Annotated in this window: 24 protein-coding genes and 3 pseudogenes; 9 read left to right on the top strand and 18 right to left on the bottom strand. The window is 71.0% G+C overall.

What is annotated here, in order from left to right; all coding sequences use genetic code 11:
* Positions 1-23 precede the first annotated feature (23 nt).
* From VXC91_RS03155 to VXC91_RS03125, 7 genes and pseudogenes are all read right to left on the bottom strand, one after another.
* Complete coding sequence (locus VXC91_RS03155; RefSeq protein WP_329504906.1) at positions 24-692, bottom strand: ABC transporter permease; 669 nt, start codon at positions 690-692, stop codon at positions 24-26.
* Positions 689-1,402, bottom strand: a complete 714-nt coding sequence (locus VXC91_RS03150) for an ABC transporter permease (protein WP_329504905.1) — start codon at positions 1,400-1,402, stop codon at positions 689-691. Before VXC91_RS03150 ends, VXC91_RS03155 begins: the two co-directional genes overlap by 4 nt.
* Entirely contained in the window at positions 1,399-2,529 is a 1,131-nt protein-coding gene (locus tag VXC91_RS03145; protein ID WP_329504904.1) for an ABC transporter ATP-binding protein, read from the bottom strand. The genes VXC91_RS03150 and VXC91_RS03145 overlap by 4 nt, the downstream gene beginning before the upstream one ends.
* A 219-nt stretch (positions 2,530-2,748) precedes the next feature.
* The gene (locus VXC91_RS03140; protein WP_329504902.1) at positions 2,749-3,177 is read right to left on the bottom strand and encodes a roadblock/LC7 domain-containing protein; all 429 of its coding nucleotides are present in this window, start codon (positions 3,175-3,177) and stop codon (positions 2,749-2,751) included.
* A gap of 64 nt (positions 3,178-3,241) precedes the next feature.
* Positions 3,242-3,430 (bottom strand): annotated as a pseudogene (locus VXC91_RS03135) (hypothetical protein); the annotation flags it as partial.
* 164 nt (positions 3,431-3,594) lie between these two features.
* A pseudogene (locus tag VXC91_RS03130) lies at positions 3,595-3,759 on the bottom strand (sugar ABC transporter substrate-binding protein); the annotation flags it as partial.
* A gap of 86 nt (positions 3,760-3,845) precedes the next feature.
* The gene (locus VXC91_RS03125; RefSeq protein WP_329504901.1) at positions 3,846-4,184 is read right to left on the bottom strand and encodes a peptide-methionine (R)-S-oxide reductase; all 339 of its coding nucleotides are present in this window, start codon (positions 4,182-4,184) and stop codon (positions 3,846-3,848) included.
* Between VXC91_RS03125 and VXC91_RS03120 the strand changes: the two genes are divergently transcribed.
* Positions 4,140-4,940 carry a hypothetical protein gene (locus VXC91_RS03120; protein WP_329504900.1) on the top strand — a complete coding sequence of 267 codons (801 nt, stop codon included), beginning with the start codon at positions 4,140-4,142 and terminating at the stop codon, positions 4,938-4,940. The genes VXC91_RS03125 and VXC91_RS03120 overlap by 45 nt on opposite strands.
* A 344-nt stretch (positions 4,941-5,284) precedes the next feature.
* Here VXC91_RS03120 and VXC91_RS03115 read toward each other — a convergent pair.
* The 7 genes and pseudogenes from VXC91_RS03115 to VXC91_RS03085 form a co-directional block, all read right to left on the bottom strand.
* A pseudogene (locus tag VXC91_RS03115) lies at positions 5,285-5,557 on the bottom strand (peptide-methionine (R)-S-oxide reductase); the annotation flags it as partial.
* A gap of 67 nt (positions 5,558-5,624) precedes the next feature.
* Positions 5,625-6,110 carry a hypothetical protein gene (locus VXC91_RS03110; RefSeq protein WP_329504898.1) on the bottom strand — a complete coding sequence of 162 codons (486 nt, stop codon included), beginning with the start codon at positions 6,108-6,110 and terminating at the stop codon, positions 5,625-5,627.
* A complete protein-coding gene (locus VXC91_RS03105) occupies positions 6,107-6,433 on the bottom strand; it encodes a plasmid mobilization protein (RefSeq protein WP_329504897.1) in 327 nt (108 codons plus the stop codon). Before VXC91_RS03105 ends, VXC91_RS03110 begins: the two co-directional genes overlap by 4 nt.
* Positions 6,434-6,650: 217 nt before the next feature.
* Positions 6,651-7,058, bottom strand: coding sequence for a peptide-methionine (R)-S-oxide reductase MsrB (msrB, locus tag VXC91_RS03100; protein ID WP_329504895.1), 408 nt, complete (start codon positions 7,056-7,058; stop codon positions 6,651-6,653).
* 24 nt (positions 7,059-7,082) lie between these two features.
* Positions 7,083-8,474: a UDP-N-acetylmuramate--L-alanine ligase gene (murC, locus tag VXC91_RS03095; RefSeq protein ID WP_329504893.1), complete on the bottom strand. Its 1,392-nt coding sequence runs from the start codon at positions 8,472-8,474 to the stop codon at positions 7,083-7,085.
* 82 nt (positions 8,475-8,556) lie between these two features.
* Complete coding sequence (locus tag VXC91_RS03090; protein ID WP_329504891.1) at positions 8,557-9,033, bottom strand: indole-3-glycerol phosphate synthase; 477 nt, start codon at positions 9,031-9,033, stop codon at positions 8,557-8,559.
* Positions 9,034-9,242: 209 nt separating this feature from the next.
* Positions 9,243-10,091, bottom strand: coding sequence for a pyrimidine reductase family protein (locus tag VXC91_RS03085; RefSeq protein WP_329504889.1), 849 nt, complete (start codon positions 10,089-10,091; stop codon positions 9,243-9,245).
* A 37-nt stretch (positions 10,092-10,128) separates the two neighbouring features.
* On the opposite strand from VXC91_RS03085, the gene zapE reads away from it, so the two are divergent.
* The 6 genes from zapE (at position 10,129) to VXC91_RS03055 (ending at position 15,855) form a co-directional block, all read left to right on the top strand.
* A complete protein-coding gene (gene zapE, locus VXC91_RS03080; RefSeq protein WP_329504887.1) occupies positions 10,129-11,229 on the top strand; it encodes a cell division protein ZapE in 1,101 nt (366 codons plus the stop codon).
* 326 nt (positions 11,230-11,555) lie between these two features.
* Positions 11,556-12,590, top strand: coding sequence for a slipin family protein (locus VXC91_RS03075; protein ID WP_329504885.1), 1,035 nt, complete (start codon positions 11,556-11,558; stop codon positions 12,588-12,590).
* Positions 12,591-13,197: 607 nt separating this feature from the next.
* Complete coding sequence (locus VXC91_RS03070; protein ID WP_329504883.1) at positions 13,198-14,046, top strand: polysaccharide deacetylase family protein; 849 nt, start codon at positions 13,198-13,200, stop codon at positions 14,044-14,046.
* A 28-nt stretch (positions 14,047-14,074) separates the two neighbouring features.
* On the top strand, positions 14,075-14,248 hold the full coding sequence (locus VXC91_RS03065) for a hypothetical protein (RefSeq protein WP_329504881.1): 174 nt from the start codon (positions 14,075-14,077) through the stop codon (positions 14,246-14,248).
* A gap of 72 nt (positions 14,249-14,320) precedes the next feature.
* Positions 14,321-15,088, top strand: coding sequence for an aminoacyl-tRNA hydrolase (locus tag VXC91_RS03060; protein ID WP_329504879.1), 768 nt, complete (start codon positions 14,321-14,323; stop codon positions 15,086-15,088).
* A 212-nt stretch (positions 15,089-15,300) separates the two neighbouring features.
* A complete protein-coding gene (locus VXC91_RS03055; RefSeq protein WP_329504877.1) occupies positions 15,301-15,855 on the top strand; it encodes a DUF4232 domain-containing protein in 555 nt (184 codons plus the stop codon).
* A 46-nt stretch (positions 15,856-15,901) separates the two neighbouring features.
* Here the strand turns inward: VXC91_RS03055 and VXC91_RS03050 are convergent, their stop codons facing one another.
* A complete protein-coding gene (locus VXC91_RS03050; protein WP_329504875.1) occupies positions 15,902-16,834 on the bottom strand; it encodes a glycoside hydrolase family 16 protein in 933 nt (310 codons plus the stop codon).
* Positions 16,835-16,847: 13 nt separating this feature from the next.
* Positions 16,848-17,120: a hypothetical protein gene (locus tag VXC91_RS03045; protein WP_329504874.1), complete on the bottom strand. Its 273-nt coding sequence runs from the start codon at positions 17,118-17,120 to the stop codon at positions 16,848-16,850.
* Between the two features lie 160 nt (positions 17,121-17,280).
* On the opposite strand from VXC91_RS03045, the gene VXC91_RS03040 reads away from it, so the two are divergent.
* Together VXC91_RS03040 and VXC91_RS03035 are read left to right on the top strand one after the other, a co-directional pair.
* Complete coding sequence (locus tag VXC91_RS03040) at positions 17,281-18,660, top strand: DUF692 domain-containing protein (protein ID WP_329504873.1); 1,380 nt, start codon at positions 17,281-17,283, stop codon at positions 18,658-18,660.
* A 268-nt stretch (positions 18,661-18,928) separates the two neighbouring features.
* Positions 18,929-19,690, top strand: a complete 762-nt coding sequence (locus VXC91_RS03035; RefSeq protein ID WP_329504871.1) for a DUF4142 domain-containing protein — start codon at positions 18,929-18,931, stop codon at positions 19,688-19,690.
* Between the two features lie 33 nt (positions 19,691-19,723).
* Here VXC91_RS03035 and hemQ read toward each other — a convergent pair whose 3' ends face one another.
* Entirely contained in the window at positions 19,724-20,455 is a 732-nt protein-coding gene (gene hemQ / locus VXC91_RS03030) for a hydrogen peroxide-dependent heme synthase (RefSeq protein ID WP_329504869.1), read from the bottom strand.
* 4 nt (positions 20,456-20,459) lie between these two features.
* Positions 20,460-21,914 (bottom strand): protoporphyrinogen oxidase, encoded by a 1,455-nt coding sequence (hemG, locus tag VXC91_RS03025; protein ID WP_329504867.1) that lies wholly within the window; start codon positions 21,912-21,914, stop codon positions 20,460-20,462.
* Positions 21,915-21,958: the final 44 nt, after the last annotated feature.

Below are 21,958 nucleotides of genomic sequence, written 5' to 3'. Positions count from 1 at the left end.
TCCCCCGGGCCCGCCGGCGTCCGTCAGGCGCTTCTGCGTACCCCGGGAGAGACCGTGAACCGCGCAACCGCCCAGAACACCGCGAGCGTCGCGAGCGCCATCACGGCGACCAGCGTGGCGCCGCCCACCACCTTCTCGTAGTTCCTCTGGTAGAGACCGTCGATGATGTAACGGCCGAGGCCGCCGAGACTGATGTAGGCGGCGATGGTGGCGGTCGAGACGATCTGGATGGCCGCCGAGCGCAGTCCGCTGAGGATCAGCGGGAGCGCGACCGGGAACTCCACCCGGAACAGGATCCGTGACTCCTGCATGCCCATGCCCCGGGCGGCGTCCACCGGGGAGGGGTCGACGGAACGGACCGCCTCGTAGGTGGTGACGAGGATCGGCGGGATGGCGAGCACGACCAGCGGGATCATCACCGGCAGCAGGCCGAACCCGAGCAGGATGAACATCAGCACCAGCAGACCGAAACTGGGCAGGGCCCGGCCGGCGGTGGCGATCAGGGACAGGACGTTGCCGCCACGCCCGTAGTGGCCGGTGACCAGACCGATCGGCAGGCCGATCGCGGCCGCGACGGCGAGCGCCTCCAGCGTGTACTGGATGTGCTCCCAGACCCGGTAGGGGATGCCGTCGTAGCCGTGCCAGTGGGCACTGTCGCTGAAGAAGGCGTGGACGAAGTTGAGTACGTTCACCGGGCGTCCTCCAGGGCGGGCACGGCCTCGTCCGGCCCGGCCGCGGCGGGCCGGCGCTTCCGGCGGCGCGTGCCGCTCGGCATCCAGGGGGTCAGCAGCAGGCGTACGAGGACCAGCGCGGCATCGGCCAGGATCGCGAGGACGGCCGTGGTGATCACGGAGTTCCAGGCGAGTTCGGGCCGGTGGTAGATGTTCGCGTCGTTGAGGAGGTTCCCCAGCGCGCCCTGGTTGCCGATCAGCATGCCGACGCTGACCAGGCTGATGCTGGACACGGTGGCCACGCGCAGTCCGGCGATGATCGCGGGGACGGCGATCGGCAACTGCACCTGGAGGTAGCGGCGTACGGGTCCGAAGCCCATGGCCGTGGCCGCGGCCAGTGTCTCCGGCGGGACCGAGCGGACGCCGTCCACGATCGCCGGGACGAGCACCACCAGGCTGTACACCGCCAGCGGGATCATCACAGTGAGTTCGGTCTGGCCGGTGTAGTCGATGAGGACGACGAAGAAGGCCAGCGACGGAATGGCGTACAGCACGGTCGTCACGCCCAGCACGGGCGGGTACAGCCAGCGGAACCGTACGCACAGTTGGGCAACCGGCAGGGAGACGAGCAGACCCGCCAGAACCGGCAGCAGGGCCTCCCGAAGATGCAGGCCGATCAGACCGAGCCAGCTGTGCTGCAGGTCGCTCGGAATGTCGAAGAACCCGCTCATCCGGCGACCTTCTCGTCCCGCTGATCCGCCGCGTGGGCGTCGCGGATCGCCTCACCGATCGTCTGCTGCGACACGACCCCGACGACCCGGCCGTCGCCGTCCACGGCCACGGCCCAGCCGGCCGGCGAGAGCACTGCGCAGTCGAGTGCGGCCCGCAGCGAGTCCTTGCCGTACACGAACGGCCGCCCGTACGTGAGCAGTCGGTCGGCCTCGATCCGCCCGGCGACCAGGTCCTCGGGCTCGCTCCAGCCGAGCGGCCTGCCCTCGAGATCGGTGACGAGCAGGTACGGAACGTCGGTCCCTCCGCGGGAGGCGATCTGCTCGGCGGAGGAGTCGACGGCGACGATCGGGGTCTTCTTCAGCTCGAGCGCCTCGGAGGTGAAGAAGGAAAGCCGCCGGATACCGCGGTCCGCGCCGAGGAAGTCCTCCACGAACGGGTCGGCCGGGGACGACAGAAGCTCGGCCGGCGGCGCGAACTGGGCGAGCCTGCCGCCGGTCCGCATGACGGCGACCATCGTGCCGAGCCGGATCGCCTCGTCGATGTCGTGGGTGACGAAGACGATGGTCTTTCCCAACTCCTCCTGGATGCGCAGGAGCTCCTCCTGCAGACCCTTGCGCACGATCGGGTCGACGGCGGAGAAAGGCTCGTCCATGAGCAGCACGGGTGGATCCGCGGCGAGCGCCCGCGCGACGCCGACACGCTGCTGCTGTCCGCCGGAGAGCTGGTACGGGTAGCGCTTGGCGAACGAGGCGTCCAGACCGACCCGTTCCATCAGCTCCCGAGCCCGCGCCCGGGCCCGGTCCTTGCTCCAGCCGAGCAGCCGGGGCACGGTCGCGATGTTGTCGACGACGGTGCGGTGCTGGAAGAGCCCCGCGTTCTGGATGACGTAACCCATCGACCTGCGCAGTGAGTTCACCGGCTGCCGGCTGATGTCGACTCCGTCGAGACTGATCGTGCCCTCGCTCGGCTCGATCATCCGGTTGATCATGCGCAGGGTCGTCGTCTTGCCGCAGCCCGAGGGACCGACGAGGACGGTGATCGAGCGGTCAGGTATCTCCAACGACAACCGGTCGACCGCCACCGTGCCGTCCGGGTACCGCTTGGTGACTGAATCTATCCGTATCAAAGCGCCGAATACCCTTCGGGTGTGGCAGGAGCGACGATGTCCCGGCCGATGTCGCGAGGGCCGTTTCCGGGAGAGTGTAGACGCCGAGTGTTGCGGCATCATGGCGGGTGACGTGCCCGAAGTTCCGGGGACTCCTGGTGCTTGTTCGTTCGGGGCGAGCAGAACGTCCCTGCACGATGTGCGCTCCCGCGCATCGCACAGCAATCGCCTACGCTCACCTCACTCGCCGCTGTCGGAGCCGGCGACGTCCGCAGGTGGTGCCGCGCTCAAGTGCTCGCCGATCTTCTTCACCAGCATGTTCATCTCGTACGCCACCACACCGATATCGGCGCCCGGGCCGGTGAGGACGACGAGATGGACACCGGGTCCGGCCGAGGTGAGGATGAGAAAGCTGCGGGCCAGTTCGATGAGCGCCTGTCGCACCGGGCCGCCTCCGAAGTCGAGGCTAACTCCCTTGCCGAGGCTCATCAGACCGGACGCCGTCGCTGCCAGCCGTTCGGCGTCGTCGCGCGGAAAGCCCATGGACTTGCTGACGACCAGTCCGTCCTCGGAGAGCACCACGGCGTGGCTGACGTCGGCGACCCGGTCCACGAGTCCGGTCAGCAACTGGTCGAGCTGGGTGTGCGCGGCGGGGATGGGGGGCGTCATGTCGGTGTCCTTCACGAGCGGTCGGCGGGCGGAGCCGAAGGGACGGATGTGTTCACCGGGGCCGTCCCCATGCGCCGGTCGGCCTGCCCAGCCCCGTCCGGGCGCGTAATCGCAGCCCCTCCGACGGCATCTGAGTCGTCGTCACGCCCCATTTGGCGGCGGGGGTGCCACTGGGGACCAGCGCCAGGAGGACCAGGGAGAGACGTATGGAGGCGAGACTGCGCCGGAGAGCTGTCGGTGTCCGTCGAGACATCGTCGTCCTAGAGCGAGCCAGGGAACGGGGGGCGGGGGACGAGCGCGAGGAGTGACTGCGTGTCCGGTGCGGCACAGGGCGTGCGCAGGATGCTATCCGCACATGTGACCCGACGCACCGGAAGCCGAGGAATCGCCGGCGACATCCCGCTGCGAAGTGTCCGCTCAGCGCGTGCCGTCGGCGGCGAGCTTCGCCACCGATGCGACATTCGCCCTGATCACGACCGCGGGGCCGGTGCGCACCGGCGCGATGCCGCCGCCGTTGCCGTTGCCGTTGGACTTGTGGAGCCAGAGCGAGTCCACGGCGAGACAGCCCTTCAGATAGGGTTGATCACGGCGGGCTGCCGGCGCCGCGTGCCGCACCCGTGCGAAGGCCCCCTCGGCTCCGGGGGAGCCGAGGGGGCCTTGGTGCCTGCTCAGCCCTCGTCGGGCGTCAGCCGCAGCGAGATGCTGTTGATGCAGTACCGCTGGTCGGTCGGTGTCGCATAGCCCTCGCCTTCGAAGACGTGCCCCAGGTGCGATCCGCAGCGGGCGCAGCGCACCTCGGTGCGGACCATCCCGTGCGAGCGGTCCTCCAGCAGTTCCACCGCGTCGCTGTCCTTCGGGTCGTAGAAGGACGGCCAACCGCAGCATCTTCTCGATCCACGCTTCCCCTCGGGCGTGCTCACCCACCTCTCGGCGCCCCCTCCGCACCTTGGCATCATGAGCGCATGCCAATCGACATACCGGGCTACGAGGGTGGGCCGTACACCCATCGCCCCGAGTTGCTCAACGACCCGGTCTTCTGGGAGGGCCACCTCCACAGCTACGCCCAGGACGAACTCGCCGAAGAACTCCTCCACGGCGAGGACGACTCGGAGGCCGCGACGCTGTTCAACAGTCTGCTCGCCGGCCCCGAATGGCCGGTCTTCACCGTCCCGCTCGCCGACGGCCACCGCCTCCACGTCGTCTACCGCGCGTTCGAGGAGGACGAAGGCGTCGACTACCTGGTCCACCATCCCGCCTGGAAGGAAGCCGAACTGATCACAGCGGACGAAGGCCACTTCCGCGGCCCCGGCCTTTCCTGGCCCGAACTGATCGGCGCCGTGGACAACGGTCTCCCGGGCGGCAGCACCGACGACCCCGACGCTCGTCTGCTCCTCCTGCTCCCCGCCCTCGGCGACGCTGCCCTCCCCGCCGACGCCACTCCTCGTGTCGTCGCCGCCCTCGCCGCCCGGACTCAGGTCGCCGACCCCGAGCGTCTCGCCGCCGCCTTCCTCGAGACGCAGGGCTACTGGACCCGCACCGACTGGTCCCGCACCGAGGACGGCGCCCTCGTCAGCACCGGCGACTACGCGCTCCGCCACGCCGGGGCCCGGCCATCGGCCGCCCTGACCCGCATCGCTGCGGCACTGGCTCCCGTGCAAAGCACGCACCTTATGTGCGACAGGGCAGGGCCTGGTCAACCACCAGGACACGGTCTACTCGGCAACGGCTCCGGCAGCGCTCTTCGTCACCGCGGTACTGCCTGATCCGCGCGTCGACCACGTCCGCGCCACCCTGCTCGACTGGCTGGGGAACCTGGCGGATGCCACCGCGTGGGAAGCGGGCGACGTTGCCACCTGCCGCGCCGGTGGCGGTGGAGTACCGGAGCGTGGTGAGGGTGTGACCGGTCAGCGGACCGGAACGCACCGCGTACCACGGGACGTTGAGTGCCCGGTGGCGTGGCGGGACATGATGGACGGTGGGGGACATGGCAGACCTCTGCCGGCCCGCCGGCACTTCCGGCGTGGCCGACCTGGTAATCCGCCCAGGTGAAGGGACCGCAAGGAGGGCTCTGCACGAACTCATGCTGCCTTACGAAGCCGCTCCGTGATCAACCCGTCTCCGCGAAGCCACACCGCCAACGGGCTCCTGCGTACAGGCCCGCCCTCAGTCCGCCGACGACTGTCGACACCAGCCTCAGCGAGATCGTGTTGATGCAGTACCGCCGGTCAGTGGGCGTTGAATCCTCCCCCTCGAACACATGCCCGAGGTGCGATCCGCACCGGGCGCACCGCACCTCCGTCCGCACCATCCCGTGTGAATGATCGGCCACCAGTTCCACCGCATCCGAGTTGCGTGCATCGTAGAAGCTCGGCCAGCTGCACACCCTTCAATCCCATGAGCCCCATCGATCGCCCTGAAGCGCACCGACCTCATGCGGCAAGCCATCGTCAGACGGCAACCACATGCACGTCCGGCGGAGCCAACACCGCCAGGTACGCGCGGATGTCCTCCGGGTCACTGGTGAAGATGACCGCGCTGCCGTGCCGGACCGCGGCGAGGGCCACCCAGGCGTCGACCGCGTCCGGCCGCTTCTTCGCCGGGAGGACCGCCTGCCCCAGCGCAGTGCCGATGCGCCGCCAGTCGACCAGGTCCGGGCCCGTGACACAGGCCAGACACTCCGGACGGCCCGCCTTCGTCTCCCGCATCGGCGGCTCGGACGTACGGGCCTGAGGGACGGTGCAGTCCTTGAGCGCCCCGGACAGGGAGTACACCAGCGCCGGACGGGGGCGCCACACCTGGGCAAGAACCGGGCCGAGCACCAGCGCTCGGTGCGGGGCCGACCGCAGTCCTTCATGGAGCGCCATCGCCTTCGCCTTGCGATCGGCGAGCGCGATGAGCATGCCGGTGTCATAGACCGGCACTCGAGCGCTCACGCGGCATGCCCCGGCCGCCGGCCCTGCTGGTCCCGGCCGTGAACGAGCCCGAGGGCCTCCTCGACCTCGCGGCGCTCCTGCTCCGTCAGCTCCACCGACGCCGCAGCGGGCTCTTCGGGAAGGTCGACTGCTTCCCGCTCCGCCCGGACGATCAGCGCGTCCACCCCTGCGAACTGTTCCTCTATGGCATCACTCTCCGCCATCTGCCGGGTCGCGGCATGCACCAGGTACGCGGAGACATCCATGCCCGACCGCTCCGCGTGCTGTCTGATGCGCTCGGCCTGCGTCTGCTCCAGGCTGATGGTGATCCGGGTCTTCGCCACACAGCAACCGTATGACGCGTATTACGGAGGTGCAAGCGGCGATGCCTCGAAGCTTCGACGTCGGGACGACGTGCCCGCCGGACACGAAAGCGGTGGCCGCGACGTCGGCGCCGTATCTCCGGACACCTTGACGTACCCGGGCCTGGTGAAACGTGATGATGCCCGCACAGAACTCCCTGTTGCGGGCATCATCCCATCCGGCGTCAGCTGGTTGCGTTCAGCCCTCGTCCGGTGTCAGCCGCAGCGAGATCGAGTTGATGCAGTACCGCTGATCTGTCGGCGTACCGTAACCCTCCCCCTCGAAAAGGTGTCCAAGGTGGGAGCCACACCTAGCGCAACGAACCTCCGTCCGCACCATCCCATGGGAACGGTCTTCCAGAAGTTCCACGGCATCCGAGTTGCGTGCATCGTAGAAGCTCGGCCAACCGCAGTGGGACTCGAACTTCGTGCCCGAGGTGAAGAGTTCCGCGCCGCAGGCCCGACAGGAGTAGACGCCCTTGGTCTTGGTGTCGGTGTACTCACCCACGAAGGCAGGCTCCGTGCCGGCCTGGCGCAGCACCGCATACTCCGCCGGAGTCAGCTCCGCCCGCCACTGCTCGTCCGGCTTATCGACGTCGTACGACATGAAGGCCAGCCCCTTACTTTTGTTTCACTTCTGTGCGAGACGTTCCAGGATCTGCGGGCCGAGGTCGGTGACGTCACCCGCTCCCATGGTGAGAACGAGATCGCCCGGCTTCGCCATTCCCGCCACGACCGCGGGGACCTCCACCTTGTCGTGGACGGCCTGCACGTCCGCGCCCGCCGCCCGCGCCGCATCGATGATCAACTCGCTCGTCACGCCGGGGATCGGGTCCTCACGGGCCGGGTAGATGTCCAGGACGACCGAGGCGTCCGCCAGCGCGAGCGCCTCGCCCATCTCCTTGCCCAGTTCCTGGGTGCGGGAGAAGAGGTGGGGCTGGAAGACCACCAGGATGCGGGCCTCGCCGGCCGCCGCTCGCATCGCCTCCAGATCCGCCGTCATCTCCGTCGGGTGGTGCGCGTAGGAGTCGATGACCTGGACGCCGGACTCCTCGCCCTTGAGCTGGAGGCGGCGCTTCACGCCCGTGTACGCCGCCAGGGCGGGGGCCAGCTCCGCCGCCGGGACACCCAGCGCCACGCCCGCCGCCAGCGCGGCCACGGCGTTGTGCGCGTAGTGGCGGCCGGGCACGGACACCGTGAAGGTCAGCTCGGAGCCGCCGAGGTCCACCGTGACCTCGCTCTTCAGGCCCTGCGGGACCACCGAGAGGATACGGACGTCGGCATCCTCCGATTCGCCGTACGTCACCGTCCGCACCGATCCCGCCAGCCGCCGCGTCAGCTCACGCGCGCCCTCGTGGTCCGCCGACACCACCAGCGTCCCGCCGGGCACGATCCGGCCCGCGAAGGTCTGGAAGGACTCGTAGATCTCCTCCATGGACGCGTAGTTCGCGTGATGGTCCAGTTCGACGTTGAGGACGATCGCGACCTCGGGCGCGTACTTGTGGAAGCTGCGGTCGCTTTCGTCGGCCTCGGCGACGAAGATCTCACCGTCGCCGTGCAGGGCGTTGGAACCGGGTGCGTCCAGGTCGCCGCCGATCGCGTACGACGGGGCGAGGCCCAGCTCGGTCAGGGACACCGCCAGCATCGATGTCGTGGTCGTCTTGCCGTGGGTGCCGGCGACCGCGATCGGGCGCAGGCCGTCCATCAGCCTGGCCAGGGCGTCCGAGCGGTGGACCACCGGGATGCCCAGCTCCGCCGCCCGCGCCAGCTCCGGGTTGTCCGCCCGGATCGCAGAGGAGACGACGGCGCAGGTGGCGTCGTCGGCGAGGTGCTCGGCCGCATGGCCGACGTGCACTGTCGCGCCCAGCGCGCGCAGGGCCTCGGCGGTGGGCGAGTCCTTCGCGTCGCTCCCCGCCACCTTGGCGCCGCGCTGGGCCAGGATCTTCGCGATGCCCGACATTCCGGCGCCGCCGATGCCGATGAAGTGCGGTCGGTCCATGGCGGTGGGGAGGCCGGGTGCCATGCGTGTCTCCTGAGTGCTGGTACGGCGTGCGTTCAGCGGCCCAGCCTATTGCGTGCCACACGGCACCACCTACACCGACCGGTCACTGCGCCTTGCTGTGCGAGAACAGCTTCAGCACCGGCACGCCCACCTTGTGCCGGGCTCTCGACGCCCAGTCGCGGTGGAAGAACTCCTCCACGTAGTGGGGGTCGGTCAGCACGATCACCTCGTCCGCGTCGACCTCCGCGACGAGCGTCCTGAGCGCGTCCAGCGGATGGTCCTCGATGAGCCGGCCCTCGGCCTCGCTGCCCGCCGCGTGCAGGGCGGCCAGGGAGACATCCAGGGCCTGCCGCCCCAGGGCCGCGGCATCCTTGCCCTCGGGGGTGTCCCGTTCGTGCGCCGCCTCGTCCAGCTCACCGAGCGCGATGTCGTCGATGGCCCGCAGCAGGCGGTCCGCCTGGTCGCCGCGGGGCTGCAGCAGGACGCGGAAGGAGACCGACTCGTCACCGTGCAGGGTGGTGACGAACTCCACGTCGGCGGAGGTGAGGGCCTTCTCGATCATCAGTACGCTCGTGAACACGACGGGCGCCCTTTCTTCTCTTCGAGTCCTTGAGGGCCCCGGAGGACCTCTCCTGCGTGGCCTCCGAGGTCTTGCGGAAACCATCCTGCCCCGCGATCGGACGGGCACCACGAGATCGAGTGTGCCCTTCGGGAAATAAGCGGAACGGTTGATTCCATCACATGCCGGAATCTGCGGAGCAAACCGGCCCACATGTGGCGCCACCTCGTCTAGGCGCGGCCGTAGCGGCCGAACAGGAACCCGTCCTCCTCCAGGAGCGACACAAGCGCGAACCGCCGGGGCACCGTGACGGAGGGGCCTCCGGCGATCCGCTGCGCGTCACCCGCCGTGAGCATCGGAGAGACCGTCAGGCACAGCTCGTCCAGGGCCCCGGACGCGATCAGCTGCCCCAGCAGGCGCGGGCCGCCCTCGGCGAGCAGCCGGGTCATGCCGCGGTCCGCGAGGGCGCGTACTGCGCGGACCGGGTCCACACCCACGCCGTCCCCGGCGATCACCACCTGGGCGCCCGCCTTCTCGGCGGCGGTCACCCGGTCCGGCGGAGCGGCGGTCCCGGTGAGCACCAGCGTGGGCACCAGGGGCGAGGTGAACAGGGGCGCCGAGAAGTCCAGCTCGAGACTCGCACTCACCACGGCGATCGCGGGTGCGGGTCCCTGCCCGGCCTCCTTCCGCAGCGCCGCGAAGGCCTCCGGCTCGCGCGCCGGGCGGTATCCCTCCTGCCGTACCGTCTGGGCACCCACGATCACCACGTCCGCGAGCCCCCGCAGCACGCCGAAGATCCGCATGTCGGCGGGGCAGGAGATGGGCTGGGAGCGGCCGTCGTGCTGGGCGGCCCCGTCGAGCGTGGAGATCATGTTGGCGCGCAGCCAGGGCTCGCGGCCGCCCGGACCGGTCTCGGGGTAGGCGTACGCCGCGGCCAGCTCATGAAGCGTCCACTCGCGGTCGCCGGAAACGGCGCCGGGCGAAAGGACCGGGCCGGCACCGGGAGCCCCCTCACCGTCCGGCGCCGTACCACCCGGTCGGGCCACTGTCTCGTCGGTCACAGGGAACAGGCGTTGCATGTCATGCAGTGTGACACGGCCTTTAAGGTGGTGAGCCGTGCCGTCATCCACAGCCGCGTCCGGGATCGAGCCGATATCCGAAACGGCTCCGCTCTCCCTGTCCTCCCGCGAGCCGTATGTCCCCGCCGACCGCCTCGTCGCCGAGATGGTGCCGCCCCCGCGCTTCGACTCGGTCCGCTTCGCGACGTACATCCCGGACCCGAACCAGCCCAGCCAGAGCGAGGCCGTCCGCGTACTCGAAGGCTTCACCGGGGGGCTCGGGGGCGCGCACGCGGTGACCGCCAGGCGCTCTCTCTTCGGTTTCGGGAAGCCGAAGGCGCCCAAGACGCCCCCCGGTCCCCGCGGCGTCTACCTCGACGGCGGGTACGGCGTCGGCAAGACCCACCTGCTCGCCTCCCTGTGGCACGCGACCCCGGCCGCGCCCGCGCTCAAGGCCTTCGGCACCTTTGTGGAGCTGACGAACCTGGTCGGCGCGCTGGGCTTCCAGCAGACGGTCCAGACGCTCTCCGGCCACCGTCTGCTGTGCATCGACGAGTTCGAGCTCGACGACCCGGGCGACACCGTCCTCGTCTCCACCCTGCTCGGCAAGCTCGTCGACGCGGGTGTCGCCCTCGCGGCCACTTCCAACACACTGCCCGGCAAGCTCGGCGAGGGCCGCTTCGCCGCCGCGGACTTCCTGCGCGAGATCCAGGGCCTGTCCGCCCACTTCCGCACCCTGCGCATCGATGGCGAGGACTACCGCCACCGCGGCCTGCCCGAGGCGCCGGCGCCGTACAGCGACGAGCAGGTGACGAAGGCGGCGTACGCCACCCCCGGCACCTCGCTCGACCACTTCCCGCACCTGCTGGAACACCTCGCGCGCGTGCATCCCAGCCGGTACGGCGCGCTGACCGACGGCATCAGGGCGGTCTGCCTGACCGACGTCGGTCCGGTGCCGGACCAGTCCACCGCCCTGCGGCTCGTGGTGCTCGCGGACCGGCTCTACGACCGCGAGGTGCCGGTGCTCGCCTCCGGAGTGCCGTTCGACAAGCTGTTCAGCGAGGAGATGCTGAAGGGCGGCTACCGCAAGAAGTACTTCCGCGCGATCTCCCGTCTCACGGCACTCGCCCGGGACGCGAAGGGTCTCGTCGAGGCCTAGCAGAACCCGACGTTCCTGCGGCTGCCGAAGATCCTCGACAGCCTGGAGGCGCTCCCCACACCCGGCCGGTCGCACTGGACCTGTCCGGACCGCACCACCTCGACCACGCCTGCCGTAGGAGCCTGGAGAACCGGGCGGAGCGGCACAGCACGGCCGGGACGGAACCGGTGCGGGTGACGTCCCGGCCGCTGACGGCGCGCAGCCGCTCGGCCCGACCGCGATGCGCAGGTCTCCCGGTCCGCACCGGCGGACCCTCGCCTCGCGGGCTCGGGCGGAATTATGGTGGCAAGTGCAGACATACCGGACCTCTCGACAAGGAGGTCGTCATGATCCAGGAGCTGGTGGGTGCCTTGGTGGCGGCGGGCGCCGTCGGACTCGTGAGCCTCGCTGCGGCTGCGCGGATCATCAAGCAGTACGAGCGCGGCGTGGTCTTCCGCTTCGGTCGGCTCCTCGGGTCCCCCCGGCTGCCGGGCTTCACCTTGATCGTTCCGGGGGTCGACCGGATGCACAAGGTGAACATGCAGATCGTGACGCTGCCCATCCCCGCGCAGGAGGGCATCACGCGGGACAACGTCACCGTACGTGTGGACGCCGTCGTCTACTTCAAGGTCGTCGACGCGGCGAACGCGCTGATCCAGGTCGAGGACTACCGGTTCGCGGTCTCACAGATGGCACAGACGTCGCTGCGCTCGATCATCGGCAAGAGCGACCTGGACGACCTGCTCTCCAACCGGGAGAAGCTCAACCAGGGGCTCGAGCTGATGATCGACAGCCCGGCCATCGGCTGGGGTGTGCAGATAGACCGGGTCGAGATCAAGGACGTGTCCCTGCCCGACACGATGAAACGGTCGATGGCGCGCCAGGCGGAGGCGGACCGCGAGCGCCGTGCCCGCATCATCAACGCGGACGCGGAGCTGCAGGCCTCGAAGAAGCTGGCGCAGGCGGCCGGGGTGATGTCCGAGCAACCCGCCGCGCTCCAGCTGCGGCTGCTGCAGACCGTGGTGGCGGTCGCGGCCGAGAAGAACTCCACGCTGGTCCTGCCGTTCCCGGTGGAGCTGCTGCGCTTCCTGGAGCGGGCGGCGCCTCAGGAGGGAGCAGGGGGCCACGAGGGGGCCCGGTCCTCCTCGGCCACGCCCGCGGTGACACCGTCCGAAGAGGCGGGGGCGCCCACGCCGCAGACGACGGCGAAGCCGTTGGAGGAAGCCGCACCGGCGCCCTTGGGGGAAACCCGGTCGGTGGCCGACCGGCTCATCGAGCAGGTGCCCGCGCCCGAGGCGTCACCCCTGCCTGACCGTGAGATCCCTCCCGAGCTGTGGGCCCACCACACCCCCCAGGGCTCACCGCGGCCCCACGAACAGTAGAGCCCCTCCCCCCCGGGGGGAGCCCGGCCGCCCGGGGGAATGAGGGCGGCGGCCTGGCAGCTCCCCTGGTGCCCTGACAGGCGGTCATCGGCGCCCGGCAGGCCGCGGTCCATCAGGTCTCGCTCCGTCTGCGCGACGCCCTGCGTCTGGAGCCACAGCCCGCCGAGGAGGCACTACGCCGCGTCGGAGAACTCATCGCCCGCCGCAGCGCCGGCGTCTGGGACGGGTAGCACGGCCGGTCGCACGGCTCACGGCGTATCCGTAGGGGACACCGTCGGTCGCTCCGTCGGCGAGACCGAAAGGCCGTCGAGTACACCAACCACCTGTCGGCAAAACCGGAAGACCGTCGAGTACACCGACCGGCGGTCGGCAAAAACGAAGTCTCTCCGGGAAAGCCGACGGTCGTCGATGTCGCCGACCCGCTGCCGCAGACACGGACCTGTGTCGAGGAACGGAGGCGAAGAGCAGGTGCCCTGCGGGCCTGAGGCGGCGCACTCCGGCCCGCAGGGGCCGAGGCGGCAGCCGGGCGGGTGACTTCGTTCCCGTTACGACCCGGCACGCTCAGAACATCTACTTATCCGATCATTTGACCCTCTACGTTCGTACGGTGATCCTTCTCGTCCGACGTATCGCCACCCTGTGCGTCATCGGTGCGGCGCTGGCCGCCTGCGGAGCCCCGGGCACGTCGCGGCGTCCCGCGCCGCTCTCGGCGCCGCCCCCGGCCCCGCCCTCCTCGGCCGCACGGCAACCCGCCCTCGCTCCTGGGCCGGAGGGGCCGACGCCGGTCTTCACCAGGGCCGCGACACGCGAAAAGGTCGTCGCCCTCACCTTCGACGTGGACAGGGACGCGAATGAGGGACCGCGGGGCGCGGCGGGTGGACATGTCGACATTCCCGGGCTGATCGAGGCGCTGCGGAGCCTAAAGGTACCGGCGACCGTGTTCATGACCGGCCGATGGGCCGACGAAAACCCTCGGGAAGCCCGGGCGATCGGCCGGGACCCGCTCTTCGAGGTCGCCAACCACTCCTACAGCCATTCCTCCTTCGCCGGCCACTGCCACGGGCTGCCGGTCCTGCCCGCGGAGAAGATCCGCTCCGATGCGGAGCGCGCCTTCACGGCGATCCGCAAGGCGGGCGTGCCCCGTCCGATGCCGTACTTCCGTTTCCCGGGCGGCTGTTACGACGACCGGGCGTTGCGCGCGATCGCTTCGCTCGGTGTCACCGCGGTCCAGTGGGACGTGGCCGCAGGGGCCGCGTCCGCGACGGACGCGGACGCGGCCGTGCGGCAGGTGCTGGACGGGGTCCGGCCCGGTTCCGTGGTCGTCGTCCACCGCACGGGCAGCGCGGCGCCGGTGGGCGAACAGGTGATCAGAGCCGTGGTGCCCGAGCTGCGCGGACAGGGCTACCGGTTCGTGAAGGTCTCCGAGCTGATCGGGGCTTCCGGCGGGCGGTCGTAGCCGCGGGCACCGCACGTACGCTGGACGCATGAGCGACTACTGCGACACGGAGACGGCGGCGGTGCCAGGGGAGGGCGGGCCTCCGTTCGCCGAATGCGTGCTGTGCCGAGAGCCCACGGAGTACCCGGAGTCGTACAAGGGGATCACGCTCTGCCCGGTCTGCGAGTGGCAGGAGGCACAGCGCACGGCCTGCTCCGGGTGACCGTACGGGCCGTGAGACGGTCGCCTCCCGCCTCCGCGAGGACCCGATCTTCCGCCTGGCAGACTGGACGCCGTGAGCAGTGACCAGACCCCCGCAACATCGGCGGACTCCCCGCACGAGGACCGGGCCGGCCGATCCGGCCAGGACAGCCCCTTCCGCTCCGAACGCACCGCGCGCGACGAGGCACCACAGTACGTGCTGCCGCTCGTCGTGCGCGTCGAGCGCGCCGCTCCCCCGGCGCGTACGGACGCACTGGAGACGGCGGCGCGGGCCGTGCTCGTGATCCTGAGTGACGAGCGGTCGCTGGGCGAGGGCGCATGGGCCCGGGCGATCCGGGACTGGCAGGACGCGCGCATCCGCAAGGTGGTGCGGCGGGCGCGCGGCGCGGAGTGGCGCCGGGCCGAGGCACTGCCGGGGATCACGGTCACGGGCAAGTCGGCGGAGGTGCGTGTCTTCCCACCCGTCCCGCTGGAGGGCTGGCCCAAGGACCTGGCCCGGCTGCAGGTCTCCGGCACGGAGCTCGACGACCCGGAGCCGCCGATCGAAGCCGACCCCATGGCCCCCGTACTCTGGCTCAACCCGGACCTGGAGATGTCGGCGGGCAAGGCGATGGCCCAAGCCGGACACGGCGCCCAGCTCGCCTGGTGGGCCCTGTCGGACGAGGAGCGCGCATCCTGGCGCGACGCGGGCTTCCCGCTCGCCGTCCGCACGGCGGACCCGTCCCGGTGGGGCGAACTCACCGCGTCGGGCCTGCCGTTGGTGAGGGACGCCGGTTTCACGGAGATCGCCCCGGGCAGCTGCACCGTGGTCGCGGACCATCCGGCACTGCGCCACAGCTGACGAGCGGCGCGGATGCCCGCTCTGCTCGGGTGGCTCCGAAGCTCGGCCCAGGCCCTGACGGGGTCGACGCTCCGGCTGGCCGAGGTCGGGGGTTGATGCGAGCCTGGGAAGGGTGGGGCTGGTGGTGACCGTGTGACTGCGGCGTTCCGCCTCGTCACGGGTCCGGGCCGCCAGGGTTTCGCAGCATCCCGTAGACCGCGGAAGGACATCCCATGAAACGCACCACGAGAATCGGCGTGACCGCCCTCTCGTCCATGCTGCTCGCGGGTGCCATGACCGGAGGCCTGACGGTGGGCGCCGGGTCGGCGGCAGCGGCGGAGGCGGCCGCATTCCGGAAGGCTCCGCCCGCTCCCTGCACCCACAGCCAACTCGTCGCGAACAGCGCGCACCGGATTGGGTCCGTGCAGGTCAAGGTCACGGTCGTCAACGAGGGTCCCGAGCCGTGCATGCTGAAGGGCTTCCCCACGGTGGCCCTTGCGGGTCTCGGCTCGCCGCAGAAGAACAAACCCCTCGGTGTCATGGCCCAGGGCACGGCGACGCCGGTGCAACTCGCGGTCGGCGGCCGGGCGTCCACGCAGCTCACCTTCACGCCGGTACTCGGCGAGGCGGGCGGATACTGCGCCTCCGGTGTCGAGCCCTCGGTCGCGCCCACGATCGTGGTGGGTGTCGCGGGCGGGTGGCAGCAGCTGGCCCCCGATGACGGCGGCGACTTCGCGCTCTGCGGCAACACCGTCCGGGCCACCGCCTTCGGCGCCGCCGGTTCCTGACGTCCCAAGCGGCGGGCCGACGTCCCGCGTTCGCGAAAGCGCGCCGTCAGCCGGGCCTCGCGCCCGTGTAGGTGTAGGCGGTCACCCACGTGATGTCCATCTGCGCCCATGAACCCGGCGTGGCGTACGCCCCGTACAGAGCGCTTTCGTTCTGGAGGATCCAGCTCAGCGGCCGCGCGGCGACGCCGCGGCGGTCGCTGAGGTGGAGACGGCCGTCCAGGTAGTAGCGGGCGAGGCCGGGTGTCCACTCCATGGTGACCGTGTGCCACTCGGTGAAGGGCCTGCCGGTGTCGGCGTAGCCCTGGGGGCGTCCATCGCACGGGTGGTGGAAGAAGTGGACGGTGTCCACCCAGGACTGCTCGTACATGTCCATCTCGCAACCGCCGTCGTAGAAGAGCCAGGCGCTCTTGTAACCGGGCACGGCCTTCACGACCCGCACCCGGGCGCTGTACTTCCCGTACGTCTGCCGCATCACCGTCCGCGGCACCACGGCCGCGACGTGGAGGTCGCCCCCCGACGCCGGACGGTACATGCGGATGTGCATACGGCCGTCGCCGTTCGCGGCGGGGCTCACCCACACCGTGTCGTCGGCCCGGTACTCGCCCCCGAGCACGCGATCGTTGCCGTTGGAGTGGTTGCGCGGGTTGGCGGTGTCGTACCAGCCACGGGGGTAGGCCCACCAGTCGTCGCGGTAGGAGCCGGTGAGGCCGCCGCAGTAGGCGCTCCGCGTGTCGGCGTTGTGGTCGCAGTCGCTGAAGGAGCCGAGCGGCACCACGTCCCCGTTGAAGTTCTCGGCGAAGACCTGGTGGAAGGAGCCGCAGTCGCCGCGCGGCATCACGTCGCCAGTGGTGTGACAGGCATCCTCGGACGGCGTCCGGGCGTTCGCCTGCGGCACGGTGAAGGCCGCCTCGAGGACGGCCACCACGAGGGCGACGGCACCGCGCAGGCGGTAGCGGCCGCGGCGGCGGGATCGGCTCATCTCCTGCTCCTCGTTACTGGGCCACGACCGGCGCAGCGGTGGCCGTGTGCCCTCGGACCGGGCAGGGTGACGGACGGCCTCCACCAAGGCATTCCTGGAAGTCGGGCCCGTCGGCTCGGCCGTTCGGGTCGAACTCCGCCTCGCGGACGGTGGTCTCCTCGACGACCGGCTCCCGGCCGTCCCCGGGCGAACCGCGCACCGTCGACACCGCCCGGCCGGATCCGGTGGAGTCGGAGCAGGTGCTGCAGTAGTGCGGGAGCCGGGCCGGGGTCCGACCGAACCTCAAATGTTGCTCTGAACGTCCCGCGGCAGGGGTTCGGTTCCGAAGGCCGGGGTCATGACTCCGTCACACCGGCAGCGGTGGTGCGTCGACGGGGCGCGGAGGCACGGCCGGGGCGGCCGCGCCCGCAGGACGCGGCCGGTGGACCAGGGTGGAGGAGCGGACCATGCGGCGACTGGGAACGGGCATCGGGTGGCGGCCGGAGATCGCCGACGCCGTGGAGCGCATGACGGGCATCGACTGGGTCGAAGCCGTGGCCGAGAACGTGTGCCCCGGGCACCTCCCCGAGTCGCTGCTGCGCCTGCGCGAGCGAGGCGTCACCGTCGTCCCGCACGGCGTCTCCCTCGGGCTCGGCGGCGCGGACCGCCCCGACGAGGCCCGCCTGGCCGACCTCGCCGAGCGCGCCACGGCGCTGGACACGCCGCTGGTCACGGAGCACATCGCGTTCGTGAGGGCCGGCGGGCCGCTGACGGCCTCCCGCCTGCTGGAGGCGGGCCATCTGCTCCCGGTCCCGCGCACACGCGACGCGCTGGGCGTCCTGTGCGAGAACATACGCATCGCCCAGGACGCCCTGCCCGTGCCGCTCGCCCTGGAGAACATCGCGGCGATGATCTCCTGGCCGGCCGAGGAGATGACCGAGGGCCAGTTCCTGTACGAGCTGGTCGACCGCACCGGGGTACGGCTGCTGATCGACGTCGCGAACCTCCACACCAACCACGTCAACCGGGGCGAGGACCCGGCCATGGCCCTGGACGAGCTGCCCGTCGAGGCCATCGCGTATGTGCATGTGGCGGGCGGCTTCGCACGCGACGGCGTCTGGCACGACAGCCACGCCCACCCGGTGCCGCAGCCGGTCCTCGACATCCTCGCCGACCTCGCGTCCCGCGCCACCCCGCCCGGCGTCCTGCTGGAGCGCGACGAGAACTTCCCCGAACCGGCCGAGCTGGAGAGGGAGCTGACCGCCATTCGGGAGACGGTGGAGAAGGCGGCGCAGCCGCCCGCCACACCCCGGACAACGAACCCGCGATGGACGGACGCGTCGGGCCACCGCGCCACCCCGGGGACGGCCGGCCTGCCCGAGCGGACGACCACCTCATCGGCGGCGCGGGGTTCCGGCGGCGGTGACACCGGCGCCGGACGTCAGCGCCTCGCACTCGCGCAGGCCGCACTGCTCTCCTCGCTCGTCGCCGGCACGCCCGTGCCGGAGGGGTTCGACCGGGTGCGCCTCGGGGTGCAGGCGCGTGCCCTGGCCGGCAAGCGGGCCGGCGTCGTGGCGAAGGTCGCACCCGAGCTGCCCGAGATCCTCGGGGCGGACTATCGGCCCGCCTTCCTCGCCTACGCCCACCACCGTCCGATGACCGGAGGCTACCGGCGCGACGCCCTCGACTTCGCCGAGCATCTGCTGAGCGCGGACCGGCCGGAGAACGCCGAGCAGAGGCGCCGGCTGCGCGCCTGGTGGCTGGAGCGCTCGGGGCCCACGCCACCCTCCCGGCGTACCACGGCCCGGCTGGCCCGGGCCACGCGCCGGGTCCTGCTGCGGCACTGAGCACAGCCCGCCCTGTATCACTCGGGCGGGCTCCGGTGGCCGCCCGGCGGAATGTGCCGCGGTTGACACGGAGGCACACAGGAGAGGCGAAAGAGCTGGTTTGCCCCCGTCTCGCCGGAGAAGGACATCACTCTGCATGCCATGTTCGAGCAGTGATGCCCGCTTTCCAATGGGACGCCTGCGTACGTCAGTTGACGGATACGGCACAGTAATATGCCAACCCGCACCCAATGCGCACGAGCGTGCGGTGCCGCAAGCAGGAGGCACCATGCGATCCAGACCCGTCCGAGGCCGCAGACTCCTCAGCGGCACCGGGATCATCATCACCTTGCTTGCGGGCACCCTCGCCGCGCTGATTTTTCCGGTCTGGTCCTACGCGGACCGCTCCGGCACCGGCCTGGACACCCTGAACGCCCAGACCGTGCCGACGAACTACGGCCCACTGTCCGCGCTGGACCGGGACTTCGTCACCAAGGTCCGGCTGGCCGGGCTGTGGGAGCTGCCGGCGGGACAGCAGGCCCAACAGAAAAGCACCACCCAGGCGGTGCGCACCGCGGGCGAGCACCTCGTCACCGGCCACACCTTCCTGGACGCCCGCGTCCGCGACGTCGCCACGCGCCTCGGCCTCGCCCTGCCCAACCAGCCGAATGCGCAGCAGCGCCAGTGGCTGGCCACCCTGGACGCGGCCCAGGGCCAGGAGTACGACCGCGACTTCGCCAACCTTCTGCGCAGGGCCCACGGCAAGGTCTTCGCCGTCGTCGCCCAGGTGCGCGCCACCACCCGCAACTCACTCGTACGCGCCCTCGCCGACGACGCGAACACCACGGTCCTCGACCACATCAAGGTCCTGGAGGCCACGGGTTACGTCGACTTCGACGCGCTCGCCGAGGACGCGGCGACCGCGAGCCCACCCCCGCTCGTCCCTTCCCCGGCCCCGCCGGGCCCCACGGACGATCCCGGCACACCCGTCCCGGTGACGCCGACGCCGATGTACACACTGCCGCCGGCGGTGTCCAGCCTCCCGCCGTGACGGGGCGCCGGACACCAGGGGTGCCCCGAGCGATCAGGCGAGGCCCTCGACCAGTTCGGCGACCGACTTCCGGCGGCCCGTGAAGAACGGGATCTCCTCGCGGACGTGCATGCGGGCCTCCGAGCCGCGCAGGTGGCGCATGAGGTCGACGATGCGGTACAGCTCGTCGGCCTCGAAGGCCAGGACCCACTCGTAGTCGCCGAGCGAGAACGAGGGGACCGTGTTGGCGCGCACGTCCGGGTAGCCGCGGGCCATCTTGCCGTGGTCGGCGAGCATGCGGCGGCGGTCCTCGTCGGGCAGCAGGTACCAGTCGTAGGAGCGCACGAAGGGGTAGACGCTGACGTAGTTGCGCGGCGTCTCGTCGGCGAGGAACGCCGGGATGTGCGAGCGGTTGAACTCGGCGGGGCGGTGCAGCGCCATGTTCGACCAGACCGGCTCCATCGCGCGGCCCAGCTTCGTGCGGCGGAAGAGGTTGTACGCCTCCTGGAGCTGGTCGCTGCTCTCCGCGTGCCACCAGATCATCAGGTCGGCGTCGGCGCGCATTCCGGAGAGGTCGTAGGTGCCGCGGACGGCCACGTCCTTGGCGGCGAGCTGGTCGAACAGCTCCTGGACCTCGTCGGCGTAACCGGCGCGGTCCTCGGGCAGCACGTCCTTCAGCTTGAAGACCGACCACAGGGTGTAGCGGATGACCTCGTTGAGGTCCTTGGCCAGCTTGCCCTTGTTCGGAATCCGGCCGGCCTCGATGGTGGGTGCGTCGTCACTCATGTTCCTATTCTCCCGCTTCACCGTGCAGACTCTGCACCGGGTTGGCGGTGAGCTCCTCGACCCCGCGCAGGTCACCGCCGAGCTGGTCGACCGCGGCGTACGCGCTCGCGATGCACGCCGGGATGCCGACGCCGTCGTAGGCCGCGCCGCACACCACCAGCCCCGGAAGCTTGGCCACGTGCTCGCGGATGCGGGCCACGCGCGCGTGGTGGCCGACGGGGTACTGCGGCAGACCGTCGGTCCAGCGGGTGACGCGGGTCTGCACCGGAAGGGCGTCCACGCCGGTCGCCTCGCGCAGGTCGTGCCGCGAGAGCGTCACGAGATCGGGGTCCTCGCGCTGGAGGATCTCCGTCTCGCCGCAGCGGCCGACGGACGTCCTCAGGACCACGACGTCCGGGTCCTCGTCAGCGATCCAGCCCCACTTCTGGGAGGCGAAGGTCGACGCCTTGATCGTCCGCCCGTCGACCGGCGGCACGAGAAAGCCGCTGCCCTCGGGAAGGGCGATGTCGGCGCGGCGGTAGGCGAGGGTGACGAGGGCCATGGAGGCGTACTCGACGGTGTCCAGTTCCGCGGCGGCGTCCGCACAGGCGGTGCGCAGCAGGCGGGCGGCCTCCCCGGCGGGGGCGGCGACGACCACCGCGTCCGCCTCGACGATGTGGCCCTCGACCAAAACCTCCCATCCTCCGGGAGTGCGGTTCAGTCCGTCCACCGTGGTCTTGAGGTGGATCTCGCCGCCCCGGGCGCGCACCGACTCGGCCACGGCGAGGGGGAGCCCGCCGACGCCGCCCTCGATGCCCATGAACACCGGACCCGTCTGCGCCGCGCCCGCCTTCGCCTGGATCTCCCGGACCGCCTCCGTCAGCGAAGCGTGGGCCCTGGCGGCGTGGAAGAGCTGCGGGACGGCCGAGCGCATGGAGATGCGGTACGCGTCGCCCGCGTACACCCCGCCCAGCAGCGGCTCCACCAGACGGTCGACGACCTCACGGCCGAGGCGCGCCGCCACGTACTCCCCCACCGCCACATCGTCGCCGACCTCCGTGCGCGGCAGCTCCGCGTCCCGCCCGATGCGGTGCAGGCCCTCGTCCGACAGGACGCCGGACAGTGCGGACGCGGCGCCGGGGACGCCCATCACGTGGCCCTTCGGCATCGGCCGCAGGGAGCCACGCGTCCAGATCGAGGCCGTCGAGGTGGCCGGCGGCTGGAGACGGTCCGCGAGTCCCACCTCACGGGCCAGCGCCACCGCCTCGGGCCGTCGCGCGAGCATGGACTCGGCGCCGAGGTCGACCCGCACGCCCGCGATCTCGCCCTGCAGCAGCTTGCCGCCGACCCGGTCCGCCGCCTCCAGGACCGTCACGTGCCTTTCCCGGTCCAGCAGCCGGTGGGCGGCGGCCAGCCCCGCGATCCCGCCTCCGATGACGACGACGTGTCCCGCGCCCGAGCGGGTCTGCGTTGCGCTCATGGCCCCAGCCTCTCAAACCGTTCCCGGAGACCGAGGAGCGGTAT

Source organism: Streptomyces chiangmaiensis, from assembly GCF_036281785.1.
GTDB lineage: Bacteria > Actinomycetota > Actinomycetes > Streptomycetales > Streptomycetaceae > Streptomyces > Streptomyces chiangmaiensis.
Note: the sequence above shows the minus strand (reverse complement) of the source record. Positions and strands in the feature narration are given on the sequence as shown.